The sequence below is a fragment of the Deinococcus aquatilis DSM 23025 genome, from assembly GCF_000378445.1.
Lineage (GTDB): Bacteria > Deinococcota > Deinococci > Deinococcales > Deinococcaceae > Deinococcus > Deinococcus aquatilis.
Genome location: NZ_KB899727.1, coordinates 1 through 15,145 on the forward strand (window position 1 = coordinate 1; position 15,145 = coordinate 15,145).

Consider the following 15,145-nt stretch of genomic DNA (forward strand, 5'->3'; position numbering starts at 1 on the left):
GCCGCGAGCCAGTTTGGGAAGTCGAAGGCGGCGGTGATCGCTGAAGGCCAGATCAAGCAGACCTTCGCCGATGTCGCGGGCTGCGACGAAGCCAAGCAGGACCTGCAGGAAGTCGTCGAATTCCTGCGCCACCCCGAGCGTTACCACCAACTCGGCGCCCGCATTCCCCACGGCGTCCTGCTCGTCGGCCCTCCCGGCAGCGGCAAAACCCTGCTCGCCAAAGCTGTCGCTGGAGAAGCCAAAGTTCCCTATTACTCCATCTCCGGTTCCGATTTCGTCGAGATGTTCGTCGGCGTCGGGGCCGCCCGCGTCCGTGACCTGTTCGAGCAGGCCCGCAAAAGTGCGCCCTGCATCGTCTTTATCGATGAAATCGACGCGGTGGGCCGCAAACGCGGCGTGAGTTTGCAGGGCGGCAACGACGAACGCGAACAGACCCTCAATCAACTCTTGGTGGAGATGGACGGCTTCGGCAGTGGACAGGAAGTGATCATTCTGGCGGCCACCAATAGACCCGATGTGTTGGATGCGGCGTTGCTGCGTCCGGGGCGTTTTGACCGTCAGGTGGTGGTGGACGCGCCGGATGTGCGGGGCCGGGAAATGGTGCTGCGAATTCATGCCCGTAAAAAGCCGCTGGATGCCAGTGTGGATCTGGCACTGGTGGCCCGCAGAACGGCGGGGATGGTGGGGGCAGATCTGGAGAACCTGCTGAACGAAGCGGCGCTGTTGGCGGCGCGGGAAGGCCGGACGCGGATTACGGGGCGGGATGTGGATGAGGCACGGGACCGGGTCTTGATGGGGCCGGAACGCCGCTCGCTGGTGGTCCGGGAAGCCGACCGCAAGGTGACGGCCTACCACGAAGTCGGACACGCGCTGGCCGCTCAGTTGCTCCCACATGCAGACAAGGCCCACAAGCTGACCATCGTGCCGCGTGGCCGTTCGCTCGGCTCGGCCCTCTACACCCCCGAAGACCGGATGCACCACACCCGCGCCGCCCTGCTCGACCTGATCTGTGTGGCGCTGGCCGGACACGCCGCCGAGGACGTAGCCACCGGACAGATCACCACCGGGGCGGCCAACGATTTCCAGAAAGCCACCAGCATCGCCCGCCGGATGGTCACGGAATGGGGCATGTCCGGCGCGGGGCAACTGGCCCTGGCGCAGGACAGCAGCAATTACCTCGGCTTTGGCCCTCAGCCCACCAATTACAGCGATCACACGGCCCAGACCATCGACACCGAAACGGCCCTGATTCTCAACTCGCAGTATGACCGCGCCCACGCCCTCCTGACCGAGCATGCCCATGTGCTGCACCGCCTGACCGACGAACTGATGATCCGCGAAAGCCTCAGCGGAGACGATGTGCGAACTGTGCTGGCGGGAGGATTGTTGCCAGACTTGGAAGTTCCCCCCTTAGGCAGCAGCGACGGCCCAGCGCCCAGCGGGGAACTGACCCCCGGCCCAGCGTGAGGTCAAAAACTCAGTCCTGAACATTACAACGCCTGACAACACAGGATAAGACCTGCTCCCTTTAATTTGGGGAGCAGGTCTTATTTTGAGTGTCGTTCGTTGCCCCTGCGGTAGTTTCCGGTGATGCGGGCCAGTAAAAGTTGCTCATCCTCGGGCGAGCTGGCCTGTTGTAGATCGGTGCGCAGGCGTGCTGCACGGATTCCGCCCACAATCACCACCACGCGTCCACCCCTGGAAACCCGCACCGTGCCGCCTTGCACCAGCTGATAGGTAAAAGGATCGTCCATGAGGCCCATATGATGTTCAGGCCTGTTCTGCCATGGGCCGCTCTGAACCGCCCCGCTCAGGCACTGTTTTTTCTGGCACTGCACAGGACCCGTCCTCGCAGCCCTCGGCGGCCTCTGCCCCGGCCACCGGACTGAGCATGGTCAGCGGCGTGGGGTTCAGTTCGGCCCACAGTTGTTCCAGTGCACCGCGCAGTACCTCGGCGGGTTGTGCGCCACTGACGCCGTATTTGCCACCCAGCACAAAGAACGGCACGCCGCTGATGCCGTAGGCCCGAGCCTGCGCCTGATCCTGCCGCACCTCGGCGGCCCCGGCGTCGGTGTCCAGCGCGGCCCGCACCTCTGCACCGTCCAGTCCCACTTCGGCGGCCAGTTTTGCCAGCGTGTCGCGGTGGCCCACGTGCTGCCCCTCGGTAAAATAGGCGGCCATCAGGCGCTCTTTCATGGCGTCCTGTTGGCCTGCGTGCGCGGCCAGATGAATCACCCGGTGAGCATCGAAGGTATTGGTAGGAATGAGTCGCTCGAAGTGATATTCCAGCCCCTCTGCCGCCGCCGTCTGGGTCATGTTGTCCAGCATGCCCTGCGCCTGCGCCGCGCTCTGGCCGTACTTGTTGCCCAGAATGTCGCGCATCTTGCGGGTCTCTTCCACCGGAGCAGAGGGATCAAGCTCGAAGGCGTGCCACACCACCTCTACGAAGTCCCGACCTGTAAAATCGGCCAGCGCCGTCTCGAATCGCCGTTTGCCCACGTAGCACCACGGGCAGGCAATATCCGACCAGATGTCGACGCGCAGAGGTTGGGGGCCGGAACTGAGGACAGTCATTTGCCCAGTCTGCCACGCCCCCGGAACCCCGGCAGAGATCAGGCTTACGAACCGGATTGGGGGCAGCCCATACACTGATTCATGACCTCAACAGACTCACAGGCCCCTGCTTCCCAACAACCTTTCCAGAAGCCCAGCGACGCCGAACTGCGCCAGCGCCTCACGCCCGAGCAGTACCGCGTGACCCAGCACGAGGGCACCGAACGCGCTTTTACGGGTGAATATTGGGATCACGAGGGCGCGGGCATTTATGTGGATGTCGTGTCGGGGGAAGCCCTGTTCAGCAGCCTCGACAAGTACGACGCGGGCTGCGGCTGGCCTTCGTTTACGCGGCCTATTCCCGGCAAAGCCCTGACCGAAAACACCGATTACAAGATCGGCTACGCCCGCACCGAAGTTCGCTCGGCGGGGGCCGATTCCCACCTCGGGCACGTCTTCCCTGATGGCCCACAGGAGGCGGGCGGCCTGCGCTACTGCATCAATTCAGCGGCTCTGCGCTTCGTACCTGTGGAGGAACTGGAAGCTCAGGGGTACGGAGAATTCGCTGGGTTGTTCAGCCAATAGGGAGTCTATGGAGCAGGCCGCCCCGATCATGTGGGCGGCCTGCTTTCCATTCAAGTTTCTGTGGCTCCTGTGCTTTTCCGGTTTTCCCACTCACCACTCACTACTGACGCTTTATTCCCCGCGTTCGCAGGCCACACTGTTCTGATTGCGGTCAAGCGCGGTGCGGTAGGCAGGTTCGCCCAGTTTGACTGGGGCCACGCCTGCCGCCCGCATTTGGGTACAAGTGCGGTAATACACAGTTCCGTTTCCGGTCAGGCGGGCGCTTCCGGTCACGGGTTTCAGGAGGGACTGGGCCACATACCCCGCCGTTCCCTTGTAGGTCGTGCGGCACCACTGCCCAGAGCAGGCCACCAGCACCAGCGTATTCGTGGGCACGGTTCCCAGCACTGCGCCCGTGGTGGTGGGCGTGCGCCGCAAATTCGCATTGGCGGTGGTCAGCGCCGTCGCCGCCTCCGACATCCCCATCAAAGCTGCTGCCAGCGCCATCATCCGGACATAAGTTCTCATGAGACGCAAGATGACACGCCGGGATGAAGTGGGGCTGATGGAACGGGTTGTGGGAATCTGAAGGGACGGAGAAGCAGTCAGCTCACCCACTCCTGCAAGCTCTTAACCTCCAGTTCTGCTCCCTGTGCCACCACTGTTCGGGCCGCTGCAATAGCCTTCGCCGTCCATTCCGCGCCTTCCCGTGTAGATACGATGGGCACGCCGCGTTCCAGAGCAAGGCGCAGGAGTTTGGATTCGGTCACGTCGATCAAGAGGTCGGGCAACGTTTCGCCGTCGCGCTCGCGGATCACGCTCAGGCCCGCGCCTTCCAGCGTGGCGGCCACCTCATCCAGCCCACTGCCCAGCAGCAGCGCCGTGCCCGATAGCGGCAGGTAATTCTTGGCTCCCAACTGCGCCCGGTAAAACGCCAGATAGGGGTCGGCGTCGATGCCCATGCTCTCGCCCGTGCTCTTCATTTCTGGCCCCAGGATCGGCTGTACCCCCGCAAATTTCAGGAACGGCAGATGCACTTCCTTGACGCTGTACATGGCAGGCGTGGGAGTCTGGGTAAAGCCGATCTGCTCCAGCGTGTGGCCCACGGCAATCCGGGCGGCACTCTTGGCAAGCGCGTGATTGATGGCCTTAGACACGAAAGGCACGGTGCGGCTGGCGCGGGGGTTGGCTTCCAGAATGTACGGCAACCCGTCCTTGATGGCGTACTGCACGTTCATCAGGCCGCGCACACCCAGGGCGAGGGCCAGCCGCTCGGTGGTGGCTTTCACCTCGGCCAGCAGTTCGGGGCTGAGGCTGATGGGAGGCAGCACGCAGGCGCTGTCGCCGCTGTGAATTCCGGCGGCTTCCACGTGCTCCATGATTCCGGCCACCACCGCGATCTGGCCGTCACACAGCGTATCCACGTCCAGTTCCAGCGCTCCCTCCAGAAACTGATCCAGCAGGATGCTGGGCTGGCCTTCTACCGCCGCGTATACCTCGTCCAGATAGGTGCTCAGTTCTTCCATGCTGCGAACCGTTCGCATGGCGCGGCCCCCCAGCACATAACTCGGGCGGGCCATCAGCGGAAAGCCCAGTTCGGCGGCCAGAGCAAGGGCCTCGGCGGGGGTGGCGGCCACCTTGCCCAGCGGTTGCCGGATGCCCAGACGCTCGCACAGGGCATTGAAGCTGGCGCGGTCTTCCGCCTCGTGGATGGTTTCGGGAGAGGTGCCGATGATCGGAGCGCCTGCCTCGGCCAACCGTGCGGCCAGTTTCAGTGGCGTCTGCCCGCCCAGCTGCACGATCACGCCCACCGGCTTCTCGTGCTCCACGATGTTCATCACGTCTTCAAAGGTCAGCGGCTCGAAATACAGGCGGTCTGCGGTGTCGTAGTCCGTGCTGACCGTTTCCGGGTTGGAATTGATCATGATGGTTTCGTATCCCGCGTCCTGCAAGGCCCAGACCGCGTGCACGGTGGCGTAATCGAACTCCACGCCCTGCCCGATCCGGTTCGGCCCGCTGCCCAGAATCACCACTTTGGGCTTGTCGGTGTGCGTCACCTCGTCTTCCCATTCGTAGGTAGAGTAGTGATACGGCGTGTGGGCCTCGAATTCGGCGGCGCAGGTGTCCACCGTCTTGTACACGGGTGTGGCTTTGGCCTCTTTGCGGAGGCGGCGCACCTCCAGCTCACTCAGGCCCACCAGTTCGCCCAGCCGCGCATCCGAAAAGCCGAGGCGTTTGATCTCGCGCCACAGCTCGTACTTCCACTCGCCCATCTGACCCAGTTCTGTGATTTCGCGCTCTGCGGCCACAATTTCGGCCAACTGAGACAGGAACCACGGGTCTATTTTGGTGGCATCGAACAGTTGCCCGGTGGTTTCGCCGCGCCTGAGCAGTTCGATTACCGCTTCCAGTCGGCGGGGATTGCCGTACAGCAGGCCGCGCAACTCTTCATCGGTCATGGCCGCGAACGCGCCGCGCACGTCGGATTCCACCGAACGCATGGCTTTTTGCAGGCTTTCTTTGAAGGTGCGCCCAATCGCCATCACCTCGCCCACGCTGCGCATCTGCGTGCCCAGCGCGTCCGAGGTGCCGGGGAATTTCTCGAAGGCAAAGCGCGGAATCTTGGTGACGACGTAATCGATGCTGGGTTCAAACGACGCGGGCGTGACGCGGGTGATGTCGTTGGTCAGCTCGTCGAGGTGATAGCCCACCGCCAGCAGCGCGGCGATTTTGGCAATCGGGAATCCGGTGGCTTTGCTGGCAAGGGCTGACGAGCGGCTCACACGGGGATTCATCTCGATCACGATGACGCGGCCATTGGTGGGGTCCACGGCAAACTGAATGTTGCTGCCGCCCGTCGCCACGCCGATTTCCCGGATGATGGCAAGGCTCTGGTCGCGCAGGCGCTGGTATTCCACGTCGCTGAGGGTCTGGGCCGGGGCCACCGTGATGGAATCCCCGGTATGCACGCCCATCGGGTCAAAGTTTTCGATGCTGGTAATGATGATCACCGTGTCGGCGGTGTCGCGCATCACTTCCAGTTCGTATTCCTTCCAGCCCAAGATGCTTTCCTCCAGCAGCACCGAGGTGACTGGGCTGTCGCGCAGGCCGCCCTCGGTGATTGCCAGAAATTCTTCGTAGGTGTGGGCAATGCCGCCGCCCGTGCCCCCCAGCGTAAAACTGGGCCGAATCACGATGGGCAGGCCGATTTCCTTCTGGTATTCCACGGCCTCTTCCATGCTGTGAACCATCTGGCCGCGTGCAGTTTCCACGCCGATTTTTTTCATGGCGGCCTGAAACAGTTCGCGGTCTTCGCCTTTCTTGATGGCTTCTACGCCCGCGCCGATCAGCTCCACACCGTATTTATCCAGCGTGCCGCGCTCGTGCAACTCCATCGCGAGGTTCAGGGCCGTCTGACCGCCCAGCGTGGGCAACAGAGCGTCGGGTTTTTCTTTGGCAATCACGCGCTCCACGAATTCGGGCGTCAGCGGTTCCAGATAGGTCGCGTCGGCCAGATCGGGGTCGGTCATGATGGTGGCCGGGTTAGAGTTCACCAGAACGACTCGGTAGCCCTCTTTTTTCAGGGCCTTCAGCGCCTGCGTTCCCGAATAGTCGAACTCGGCGGCCTGCCCGATCTGAATAGGGCCGCTACCGAGAATAAGAATCGTCTGGATGTCAGTTCGCTTGGGCATTCCAGAGAAAGAGTATGGCACGCCTGAGGCCACGGCGGATGGGAGCGGCGTGCAAGGTTATGCAGGCCGGGTGGGTGAGCTTCTCTTTGCATTGATATTGACAGATAACCTGGTCAGATAATATAGAGTGAACGGATCAGACGAGATATGCTGAAATCAGAAATTCAACGCCAGCGTCGAGACAGCCAGAGGCCAACATGTCTGTATGCCAATGCTAGAGAATGCCACTACTAAGAGTAGGTGAGATGGTGTTCCAAAGCTTACCCGTTCGGTTGAGAGCATGGTCGTCACTTCAGCGGCAATGGAAAGATCCCCCGAAAATTCATAGTGCCAAGCGGCGCATCTATGCCATTTGCCTCATCATGGCTTCGATGGCGCTGGTCGTCACCACTTTTCTGTCACAAACAGATGTACGTATCTTCCAACTGAATTTGATCGTTAATAGCTTTGGAGTGATCTTGTCGCTGATCGCTTTATTATTATTATGGCGTTGGCATCTGTGGATGAGAATTATCGAAGTATTGATAGTGACAGGGATTTTCAGTTACACGATCTTGTGGGACGCGATGTATCTGAGATTTAACCTGTTGCCCAACCGTGAGTTTGTGATCACGTATCAACCTGTGTTTTTGCTGGGGGCCGTGATCCTCAGCCTGATGGTTCCTCAGCGGGCGCTGCTGCCTTTGCTGTCCGTTCCTTTTTTTACTCATGTGGTGCTGTCTCGGCTGCTGCTCTCGCACTTTATTTGGGGTGAGGTTCATTCTGCTCGGCTGATCACCGAATTGTCTACCTTGATCACGCTGATTCCCCTGACGTTGATAGGCGAGTACCAGCGGGCAGTGATTTTGGCCGAACAGGCCGCGCAGTCGATCCACAAATTGGCCGAAACCGATTCACTCACCGGCATTTTGAACCGCCGGGGTCTGATGTCACAGTTTGGTCAAGAGTTCGCGGTGGTGGCCCTGCTGGACATCGACCACTTCAAATCCATCAACGATACCTACGGACATGAACAGGGCGACGCCGTGTTGCAGGGAGTGGGAGAGTATCTGCATGGCTGGGCCAGCGCCGACCTGTCAAGCCATCAGAGTGTGCAGGTCGGGCGCTGGGGAGGAGAAGAATTTCTGGTGCTGCTGCGCCAGTGCCCCGCCGAGGGCATCGCGGTGTGGGCCGAGCGATTGCGAGCGGGCCTTGAGCGGCTCTGTCCCAGCGGCCTCGCCATTACGGTCAGTATTGGGGTGGCTGTGAAGTTATCCGAAGAATCTGTCACGCAGACCTTAAGAAGAGTGGATAAGTTGATGTATCAGGCCAAATTTGGTGGCCGCAACCGGGTTGCTGTCGCAGGTGGAGTGTCCCAACAAAGTGCCCTGGAAGTGACCCAATAATACGGATTCCGATGAAAGACCGGGCTTTTTGGTGTTTCATCCGGCTTGCAAAGCGAAGCGAGCAGGGAAGAGTACGGGCTACGTGTTACGGAGCTGCAAGCGGTGCTTCAGGGTTGTGGTGGGATGAAGCGGCGTCCGTATCATTTCCCCTGCACTGCGCCCCACACCAGCCCCGCCGCGATGACCCACATTATCACGCCGATGATCAGATCAAGAACCTGCCACGCACGCGGGTTTTTCATGATGGGGGCCAGTTGGCGGCCCGCCAGGGCCAGCCCAAAAAACCAGATCCACGACGCCAGAATCGTGCCGCCCAGAAAGCCCATGCGTCCGCTGCTGCCGAGGCCCGCGCTGGCCCCGCCGATCAGCACGATGGTATCCAGAAAGACGTGGGGATTGAGGAAGCTGAAGGCCAGAGCCGTGGCAACCACCGTGCGGGGCGACTGCTGCGCCTGACCTGCCGTTTCCAGCGTCCCCGGATGCTGCGCCGACCTAAAGGATTTCCAGCCGTACCACAGCAAAAACGCCGCGCCTGCCAGCGTTCCGGCCAACGTGAGGGCCGGACTGCGGGCCAGCCAGGCACCCACGCCCAGCACGCCCACACTGATCATCAGCGAATCGGTCAGCGCACATACGAGGGCGGCCAGCAGCGCATATTGCCGCGTCAGCCCTTGCCGCAGCACAAAGGCGTTTTGCGGCCCAATCGCCACGATCAGAGACAAACTGAGGGTCAAACCACGCAGAAAGGGAGGCACAAGTTCAAGATAACTGACCGCCCGATCCTGCCTTCTGGCTGCCTTGTCTGAACTGCCCCGCGCCCGCTTCTCCGCTTGCACCCAGACTGCACCTATGCCCGACCTCCTGCCCCGCGCCCGCACTTCTTCGGAAAGCATTTTTTCCCAGATGAGCCGCCTCGCCCTGCACTACGGCGCGGTGAACTTGGGGCAGGGCTTTCCCTCCGACCCGCCCCCGACCTTTTTGCTGGATGCGGCGCGGAGTGCGCTGGGCCGCTGGGATCAGTACGCACCCCCGGCAGGTTTGCCCATCCTGCGCGACGCCATCGGTGCAGATCTGGGTGTGGACGGTGCAGATGTGGTGGTCACGTCCGGCGCAACAGAGGCGCTGAATGTGCTGGCCCTGTCGCTCTACGGCCCTGGCGACGAGGTGCTGATGCTGGAGCCTGTGTTCGACGTGTATCTGCCTCAGGCCCGTCTGTCGGGGGCCACACCTGTCACTGTGCCCATGCGCCTGGACGATGTTTCGGGCTGGATACTGGATATGGACGCCCTCAAAGCCGCTGTCACTCCCCAGACGCGTGCACTGCTGCTCAATAGCCCCTTCAATCCTACTGGGACGGTCTTCAGCCCTGCCGAATGTGCCGAACTGGTGGCCCTCGCCCGCGCCCACGACCTCTGGATCATCAGCGATGAGGTCTACGACGAGCTTTATTTCGGGGAAAAGCCTGTATCGTTCCGCACGCTGGCCCCTGAACGTACTTTTACAGTAGGCAGCGCGGGCAAACGGCTGGAGGCTACCGGCTGGCGCGTGGGCTGGATCGCCTGCCCGCCGGGGCTTGCGCCGCTGCTGGCGGCCATTCGCCAGAACGGGTCTTTTTGTGCGCCCACGCCGTTTCAGGTGGCGGTGGCGGCGGCGCTTCCGGTGGCCCGCGAATCGGGGTTTTATGCCGGTTTGCGGGCAGGTTACGGCCAGCGGATGGAGCTATTGGCCTCGGGGCTGCGGGAATTGGGAGCCACCGTCTTTTTGCCCAGCGGCACGTATTTTCTCACCGCCCGGCACCCCCACTGGACCGCCGAATCATTGGTCAAAGAAGCGGGAGTCGCGGTCATTCCGGGCGCGGCCTTCTATGCACAACACGCCGCCCCAGAAGGTTTATTACGGTTTGCCTTCTGTAAATCGCGCTCCGAGATAGAGCGGGCGCTGGAATCGCTGTCGCGCAATAACGCTCCTGCTGCAGCCTCCACTGCTCATCAAAATGTACAGACTTTGTAAAGGTCGTCAACTTCCATAGCATGGAAAGCGACGTTACACTTGCGCCTATGAAGAAGGCTCTGATCGGAATTGCGCTCCTCGCTGCCGCCTCCTCTGCCTCGGCAGCCAGCTACGTTGGCGGCTCTATCGGCACGGGTCTGACGGTTCACCTTCAGAACGACCTTGACGCCACCTCGGCTGTCCGGTACGGCCTGAACCTCGACGCCATCAACCTGTTTCGCGGCGGCTCCCTAGCCGTTGGCGGCGACGTGGCCTACCTGAACGACATCACCGGTCAGGACCTGGGCGGCCTCAGCCCTTACTACGGCCTCGGCCTCGGCGCTTACGTGTCTTTGGGTAGCCCCACCGGTGTGTCGGTTTACCCCAACGGCATCCTGGGCCTCAAGTTCCAGGTTTCCGATCCCCTCTCCATCTTTGTGGAAGGCTCGGCTGGCCCCAGCGTCAGCATCTCCAGCGGTGGCACGGGCATCGGCTTCGGCTTCGGCGCACGTCTCGGCGTCAACTACCAGTTGCCCTGAACCCCGAATCCTGATCCGGCCGCCCTGCCTTGTGTGGGGCGGTTTTTCGCGTCTAGCAGGCAATTGAGATAAATTCTCCACGGTTGTCTAGCCAGATTCATCACTTGCGCCTAAGAGATTTGTGAATTTTGTTAAGGTTCAAGTGTGAAAAAGATCATTCTTGCCCTGACCGCTCTGACCGCTGTTTCGACTGCGGGGGCCGACAGCCTTGGCCTCCGTGCCAACTACAGCCACTTCTTTGTTGCCAATTCCACGGGCAACTTTACCTTCGGTGTGGAATACGCCTACGACCTCGACAGCAAGTCTGCCGTGCGCGTGGGTGTTGACCTCGACCCCGACGTGATCGGCAGCGGCGTCTTTGCTTTGGAGGGCGACGTGGCCTACCTCCGCAACTTCGACGGAGTAGGCAACGCCAGCTACAACGTCTACTACGGCGGCAGCCTTGGCCTGGGAGTGGCTACCGCAGCTTCTGGAAGCGCCCGCCTTACTGTTCTGGAAGTTTCGCCCACTGCCGTTGTGGGCACGCGTTACTTCCTGACTCCCGAGTTTGGCCTCAGCGCTGAAGCCAACGTTGGCCCCACGTTTGCGTTTGGATTTGCCAGCGGTGGTTCTCAGAGCGCTTCCGCAAGGGAAACTGCCTTCGGCGCAGGCGTGCGCTTCGGCGTCAACTACCGCTTCTAAGCCCTCACTCTGACCCAGCCGCCCTGCCTTGTGCGGGGCGGTTTTTACGATCTTTGGTCAGCCATATCTGTCTAGTCACGTGGTCAGGTTTTCCCGACCTTCTTCATGAAGCCCATTACAGTGACCGAGTGAATAAAACACTTCTGAGTTTGTCTGTTCTGGCTGCCCTGTCCACCGTTTCTACTGCGAGTGCCGCAGAAAAAGTTGGCTTTTTCCTCGTGGGCGGCCAATATGAGCGCGACATTAACACTACCGATTCTTACCGCGTGGGCGTGGGCTTGCCGCTGGTGGGCCTGTTTGGAGTTTTTAGCGTATCCGGTGACGTGTCTTACCTCCGCCATACCACCCCGCTGACAACAGGTGGGTTCCAGCCTTACTACGGCGGTGGCTTAGGGTTGTCTGGAACTGTTTTCACAGGTGCTGATATTTCACCCTATGTCGGCCTAACGTTGTATCCCAATGTCTTGGGCGGCGCAAATTACGCTTTTACCGATCAGTGGAGTGCTTTTGCAGAAGCTTCGGCTGGCCCCAACATCTCAATCGGCAATAGATATGGTTCTGGTATCGTCTTCGGCTTGGGCATCCGCTTGGGAGCCAACTACAAGTTCCGCTAAAGAAGTACTTCATTCCAAAAAAGAGGCCGCCCCGTGCGGTCTTTTTGGGTTCTGGCCTGCCCAGCGGCTTGACCCCTCCCCCCATGCCTGCTACCCTCTGCATACCTATGCGTTAAACGCGCATAACCATACGCTATGACCTCTCTTTCCCTCCGACGCTAAAGCTCCAGCCTTCCTGAATCTAGGATTGGCTGGACGCGCTGCGCCGGGGGATTTTTGCGCTGCCCGCCAACGTATTCAAGCAACCCCTCTTCCTTCCTCACCCAAACCGGAGACAATAAGCCATGACCACCGATACAGCACCCAAGCAAAAAATCGTTCTCGCCTATTCGGGCGGCCTCGATACCTCCATCATCCTGAAGTGGCTGCAAACCGAGCGCAATTACGATGTGGTGTGCTTTACCGCCGATCTGGGGCAGGGCGACGAGGTGGAAGAAGCCCGCGTGAAGGCGCTGAATACGGGCGCAGTGGCCGCCTACGCACTGGACCTGCGTGAAGAATTTGTGCGCGACTACGTGTTTGCCATGTTCCGCAGCAGCGCTCTGTATGAAGGCTATTACCTGCTGGGCACCTCTATTGCCCGCCCACTGATCGCCAAGAAAATGGTGGAAATTGCCCAGAAGGAAGGCGCGGTAGCGGTGTCTCACGGCGCGACGGGTAAGGGCAACGATCAGGTGCGCTTTGAAATGACGGCCTACGCCCTCCAGCCCGACATCGTGACGGTGGCCCCCTGGCGAGACTGGGAGTTTCAGGGCCGCGCCGACCTCGAAGCTTTTGCCCACGAACACGGCATTCCCGTGCCCACCACCAAAAAAGACCCGTGGAGCACCGACGCCAACATGCTGCACATCTCCTATGAAGGCGGCATTCTGGAAGATCCATGGGCCGAGCCGCCCGCCCATATGTTCAAGCTGACGGTGGCCCCCGAAGCCGCGCCCGACGAGGCCGAATATGTGGAGGTGGAATTCCTGAACGGCGACCCGGTGGCGATCAACGGCGAAGCCCTCAGCCCCGCCGCCCTGCTGACCAAAGCCAACGAAATCGGTGGTCGGCACGGCGTAGGCCGCCTTGACCTCGTGGAGAACCGCTTTGTGGGCATGAAGTCTCGCGGCGTGTACGAAACACCCGGCGGCACGCTGCTGTATCACGCCCGCCGCGCCGTGGAAAGCCTGACCCTTGACCGCGAAGTGCTGCACCAGCGCGACGCCCTGGCCCCCAAATACGCCGAACTGGTCTACAACGGCTTCTGGTTTGCGCCCGAGCGCGAGGCATTGCAGGTTTACATGGATCACGTTGCCCAGAGCGTGACCGGCACCGCCCGCCTGAAGCTGTACAAGGGCAACTGCATCGTGGTGGGCCGCAAAGCTCCCAAGAGCCTCTATGACAAGGACTTGGTCAGCTTTGAGGCGGGCGGCGACTACAACCAGCACGACGCCGGAGCCTTCATCAAGCTGAATGCCCTGAGAATGCGCGTGCAGGCGCGGGTAGAAGCCAAGGCCGCCAAGAAGGACTGACCCATGACCCTGACTGATCTGGTGGCCCACACCCTGCCCCGCCTGCAAGCCCTGACCGATGCGCAGGCCAGCGCGAAAGCCTCGCCGGACGTGTGGAGCGCCAAAGAAATCCTGGGCCACCTGATCGACAGCGGCGTGAACAACCATGCCCGCTTTGTGCGGGTCAGCAGACAGAGTGGGCTGGAATTGCCCGGTTATGCCCAGAACGAGTGGGTAGCGGCGGGCGGCTACGGGGCGCGGGCCTGGGCCGATCTGGTTTCCCTCTGGGCGGCCTATCAGTTGCAGTTGGCGCACGTTATTACTCTGTTGCCCCCGCCTTCGCTGGCCCATACGGTGCGCGTGGGTGGGGGAGAGGCCGTGACGCTGGAATTTCTGACGACAGATTATGTGGCCCACCAGCAGCACCATCTGAACCAACTCTGGGAGCGCACAGGCGCATGAGTTGGCCTGACGGGTACGTGTTGCGCCCCGCCACTCCTGCCGATGCCGCCCTGATCGCGGCCCAGCGGGAGGCCATGTTTGCCGATATGGGCGTGGAATACAGCGAAGACACCGCCCAGTTTGCGCCGTGGGTAGAGGCGCGGCTCTCGGCGGGCACCTATCTGGGCTGGATCGTAGAACACGGTGAGGTGGCGGTGGCCGGTGCGGGCCTGATGATTCTGGATTGGCCGCCCCACTTTATTGATCCACAGCCGCTTCGCAGCTATTTGCTGAATGTGTATACGCACCCTCAGCACCGGGGCCGGGGCTTGGCGCGTGTGCTGACCCAGACGGCCCTTCAGGAAACGCAGCGGCGCGGCATCCGCATCATGAGTCTGCACGCCAGCGAATTCGGACGGCCCCTCTACGAAAAACTGGGATTCGCGGCCACCAACGAAATGCGAATTGTACTGGAGGGCGGGGAATGACCTTTTCCCTGCGCCCCGTCACCCGCGCCGACCTGCCCGCCTTCCACACGGTCATGATGGCCGCTGGCATGGATTCCCGCTCCAGTTGGAACCGTACCACCGTCACCGATCTGGAACGTTCCCTGTTCGGCGTCGGCTCGGGCGGGTTTCTGGCCTGGGCAGGTGCGGAGGCGGTGGGCTGCGTCGGCTTTCGCCCTGATGGCTTGGACACCCTCACCCTGAATAAATTGGCAACCCTGCCCAGCGCACGCGGTCAGGGCATCGGCGCGGCGCTGGTGCAGGCTGTAGAAGAGTTGGCCGCCGAACGGGACTACGGGCGTGTTCTTTTGGCCGTCTCGCAATTCAATCTGGAAGTCATCCCTTTTTACGAACGGCTGGGATATGGGCAGGATTCGCAGGCGGTGTATGCCCATGCCAACCTGAATAGTCCGAAGCCAGTGGTGCTGGTGAAGGGCGTACTAAATGAAATGCACCTTAAACGCCTTGCGGAGCAGGGGCACTCTCTACGCTCATTGATAGAGGTCTGTAAAGGGGTTGGATATGGCCCAGCAGGGATTGCAATTCTATTTGCGAAAGCATTTAAAATCCCAATTCGATATGCACATGACATAGGTGGTTATGCTGAGACTAAAAACCCTTCTTTCCTAAAAAATTTAGAGGAAGTCCCTCAAATCAATAAATACTTTGGAAGGAACCTTTGAAAAGC

At 60.9% G+C, this 15,145-nt stretch carries 16 protein-coding genes; 11 read left to right on the plus strand and 5 right to left on the minus strand.

From position 1 onward, the window contains the following. Positions 1–1,467, plus strand: a 1,467-nt coding sequence (ftsH, locus tag F561_RS0116345; protein ID WP_019011043.1) for an ATP-dependent zinc metalloprotease FtsH, incomplete at its 5' end; no start/stop codon positions are given. An 80-nt stretch (positions 1,468–1,547) separates the two neighbouring features. Here the strand turns inward: ftsH and F561_RS0116350 are convergent. Continuing rightward, positions 1,548–1,754, minus strand: a complete 207-nt coding sequence (locus tag F561_RS0116350; RefSeq protein ID WP_245556554.1) for a hypothetical protein — start codon at positions 1,752–1,754, stop codon at positions 1,548–1,550. A gap of 16 nt (positions 1,755–1,770) precedes the next feature. Next, on the minus strand, positions 1,771–2,574 hold the full coding sequence (locus tag F561_RS0116355; protein ID WP_019011045.1) for a DsbA family oxidoreductase: 804 nt from the start codon (positions 2,572–2,574) through the stop codon (positions 1,771–1,773). Between the two features lie 81 nt (positions 2,575–2,655). On the opposite strand from F561_RS0116355, the gene msrB reads away from it, so the two are divergent. Beyond that, the gene (gene msrB / locus F561_RS0116360) at positions 2,656–3,138 is read left to right on the plus strand and encodes a peptide-methionine (R)-S-oxide reductase MsrB (protein WP_019011046.1); all 483 of its coding nucleotides are present in this window, start codon (positions 2,656–2,658) and stop codon (positions 3,136–3,138) included. A 111-nt stretch (positions 3,139–3,249) separates the two neighbouring features. Here the strand turns inward: msrB and F561_RS0116365 are convergent, their stop codons facing one another. Together F561_RS0116365 and carB are read right to left on the minus strand one after the other, a co-directional pair. Beyond that, the gene (locus F561_RS0116365; protein WP_026298991.1) at positions 3,250–3,645 is read right to left on the minus strand and encodes an excalibur calcium-binding domain-containing protein; all 396 of its coding nucleotides are present in this window, start codon (positions 3,643–3,645) and stop codon (positions 3,250–3,252) included. Positions 3,646–3,722: 77 nt separating this feature from the next. After that, on the minus strand, positions 3,723–6,809 hold the full coding sequence (carB, locus tag F561_RS0116370; RefSeq protein ID WP_019011048.1) for a carbamoyl-phosphate synthase large subunit: 3,087 nt from the start codon (positions 6,807–6,809) through the stop codon (positions 3,723–3,725). 245 nt (positions 6,810–7,054) lie between these two features. On the opposite strand from carB, the gene F561_RS25715 reads away from it, so the two are divergent. Beyond that, on the plus strand, positions 7,055–8,194 hold the full coding sequence (locus F561_RS25715) for a GGDEF domain-containing protein (protein WP_169389529.1): 1,140 nt from the start codon (positions 7,055–7,057) through the stop codon (positions 8,192–8,194). Positions 8,195–8,334: 140 nt separating this feature from the next. On the opposite strand, the gene F561_RS0116380 is transcribed toward F561_RS25715, so the two are convergent. Then, complete coding sequence (locus F561_RS0116380; protein WP_051096967.1) at positions 8,335–8,949, minus strand: LysE/ArgO family amino acid transporter; 615 nt, start codon at positions 8,947–8,949, stop codon at positions 8,335–8,337. 94 nt (positions 8,950–9,043) lie between these two features. Between F561_RS0116380 and F561_RS0116385 the strand changes: the two genes are divergently transcribed. The 8 genes from F561_RS0116385 to F561_RS27295 all read left to right on the plus strand — a co-directional run bounded on the left by F561_RS0116385 (position 9,044) and on the right by F561_RS27295 (position 15,140). Then, the gene (locus tag F561_RS0116385) at positions 9,044–10,204 is read left to right on the plus strand and encodes a pyridoxal phosphate-dependent aminotransferase (protein WP_019011051.1); all 1,161 of its coding nucleotides are present in this window, start codon (positions 9,044–9,046) and stop codon (positions 10,202–10,204) included. 47 nt (positions 10,205–10,251) lie between these two features. Continuing rightward, on the plus strand, positions 10,252–10,722 hold the full coding sequence (locus tag F561_RS0116390) for a hypothetical protein (protein ID WP_026298993.1): 471 nt from the start codon (positions 10,252–10,254) through the stop codon (positions 10,720–10,722). Between the two features lie 144 nt (positions 10,723–10,866). After that, positions 10,867–11,403, plus strand: a complete 537-nt coding sequence (locus tag F561_RS0116395) for a hypothetical protein (protein ID WP_019011053.1) — start codon at positions 10,867–10,869, stop codon at positions 11,401–11,403. A 128-nt stretch (positions 11,404–11,531) separates the two neighbouring features. After that, on the plus strand, positions 11,532–12,017 hold the full coding sequence (locus tag F561_RS0116400; protein ID WP_026298994.1) for a hypothetical protein: 486 nt from the start codon (positions 11,532–11,534) through the stop codon (positions 12,015–12,017). Positions 12,018–12,301: 284 nt separating this feature from the next. Continuing rightward, on the plus strand, positions 12,302–13,531 hold the full coding sequence (locus F561_RS0116405) for an argininosuccinate synthase (RefSeq protein ID WP_019011055.1): 1,230 nt from the start codon (positions 12,302–12,304) through the stop codon (positions 13,529–13,531). 3 nt (positions 13,532–13,534) lie between these two features. Beyond that, the gene (locus F561_RS0116410) at positions 13,535–13,972 is read left to right on the plus strand and encodes a DinB family protein (RefSeq protein WP_019011056.1); all 438 of its coding nucleotides are present in this window, start codon (positions 13,535–13,537) and stop codon (positions 13,970–13,972) included. Beyond that, complete coding sequence (locus F561_RS0116415; RefSeq protein WP_019011057.1) at positions 13,969–14,439, plus strand: GNAT family N-acetyltransferase; 471 nt, start codon at positions 13,969–13,971, stop codon at positions 14,437–14,439. The genes F561_RS0116410 and F561_RS0116415 overlap by 4 nt, the downstream gene beginning before the upstream one ends. Then, entirely contained in the window at positions 14,436–15,140 is a 705-nt protein-coding gene (locus tag F561_RS27295) for a GNAT family N-acetyltransferase (RefSeq protein WP_019011058.1), read from the plus strand. The genes F561_RS0116415 and F561_RS27295 overlap by 4 nt, the downstream gene beginning before the upstream one ends. Positions 15,141–15,145 lie beyond the last annotated feature (5 nt).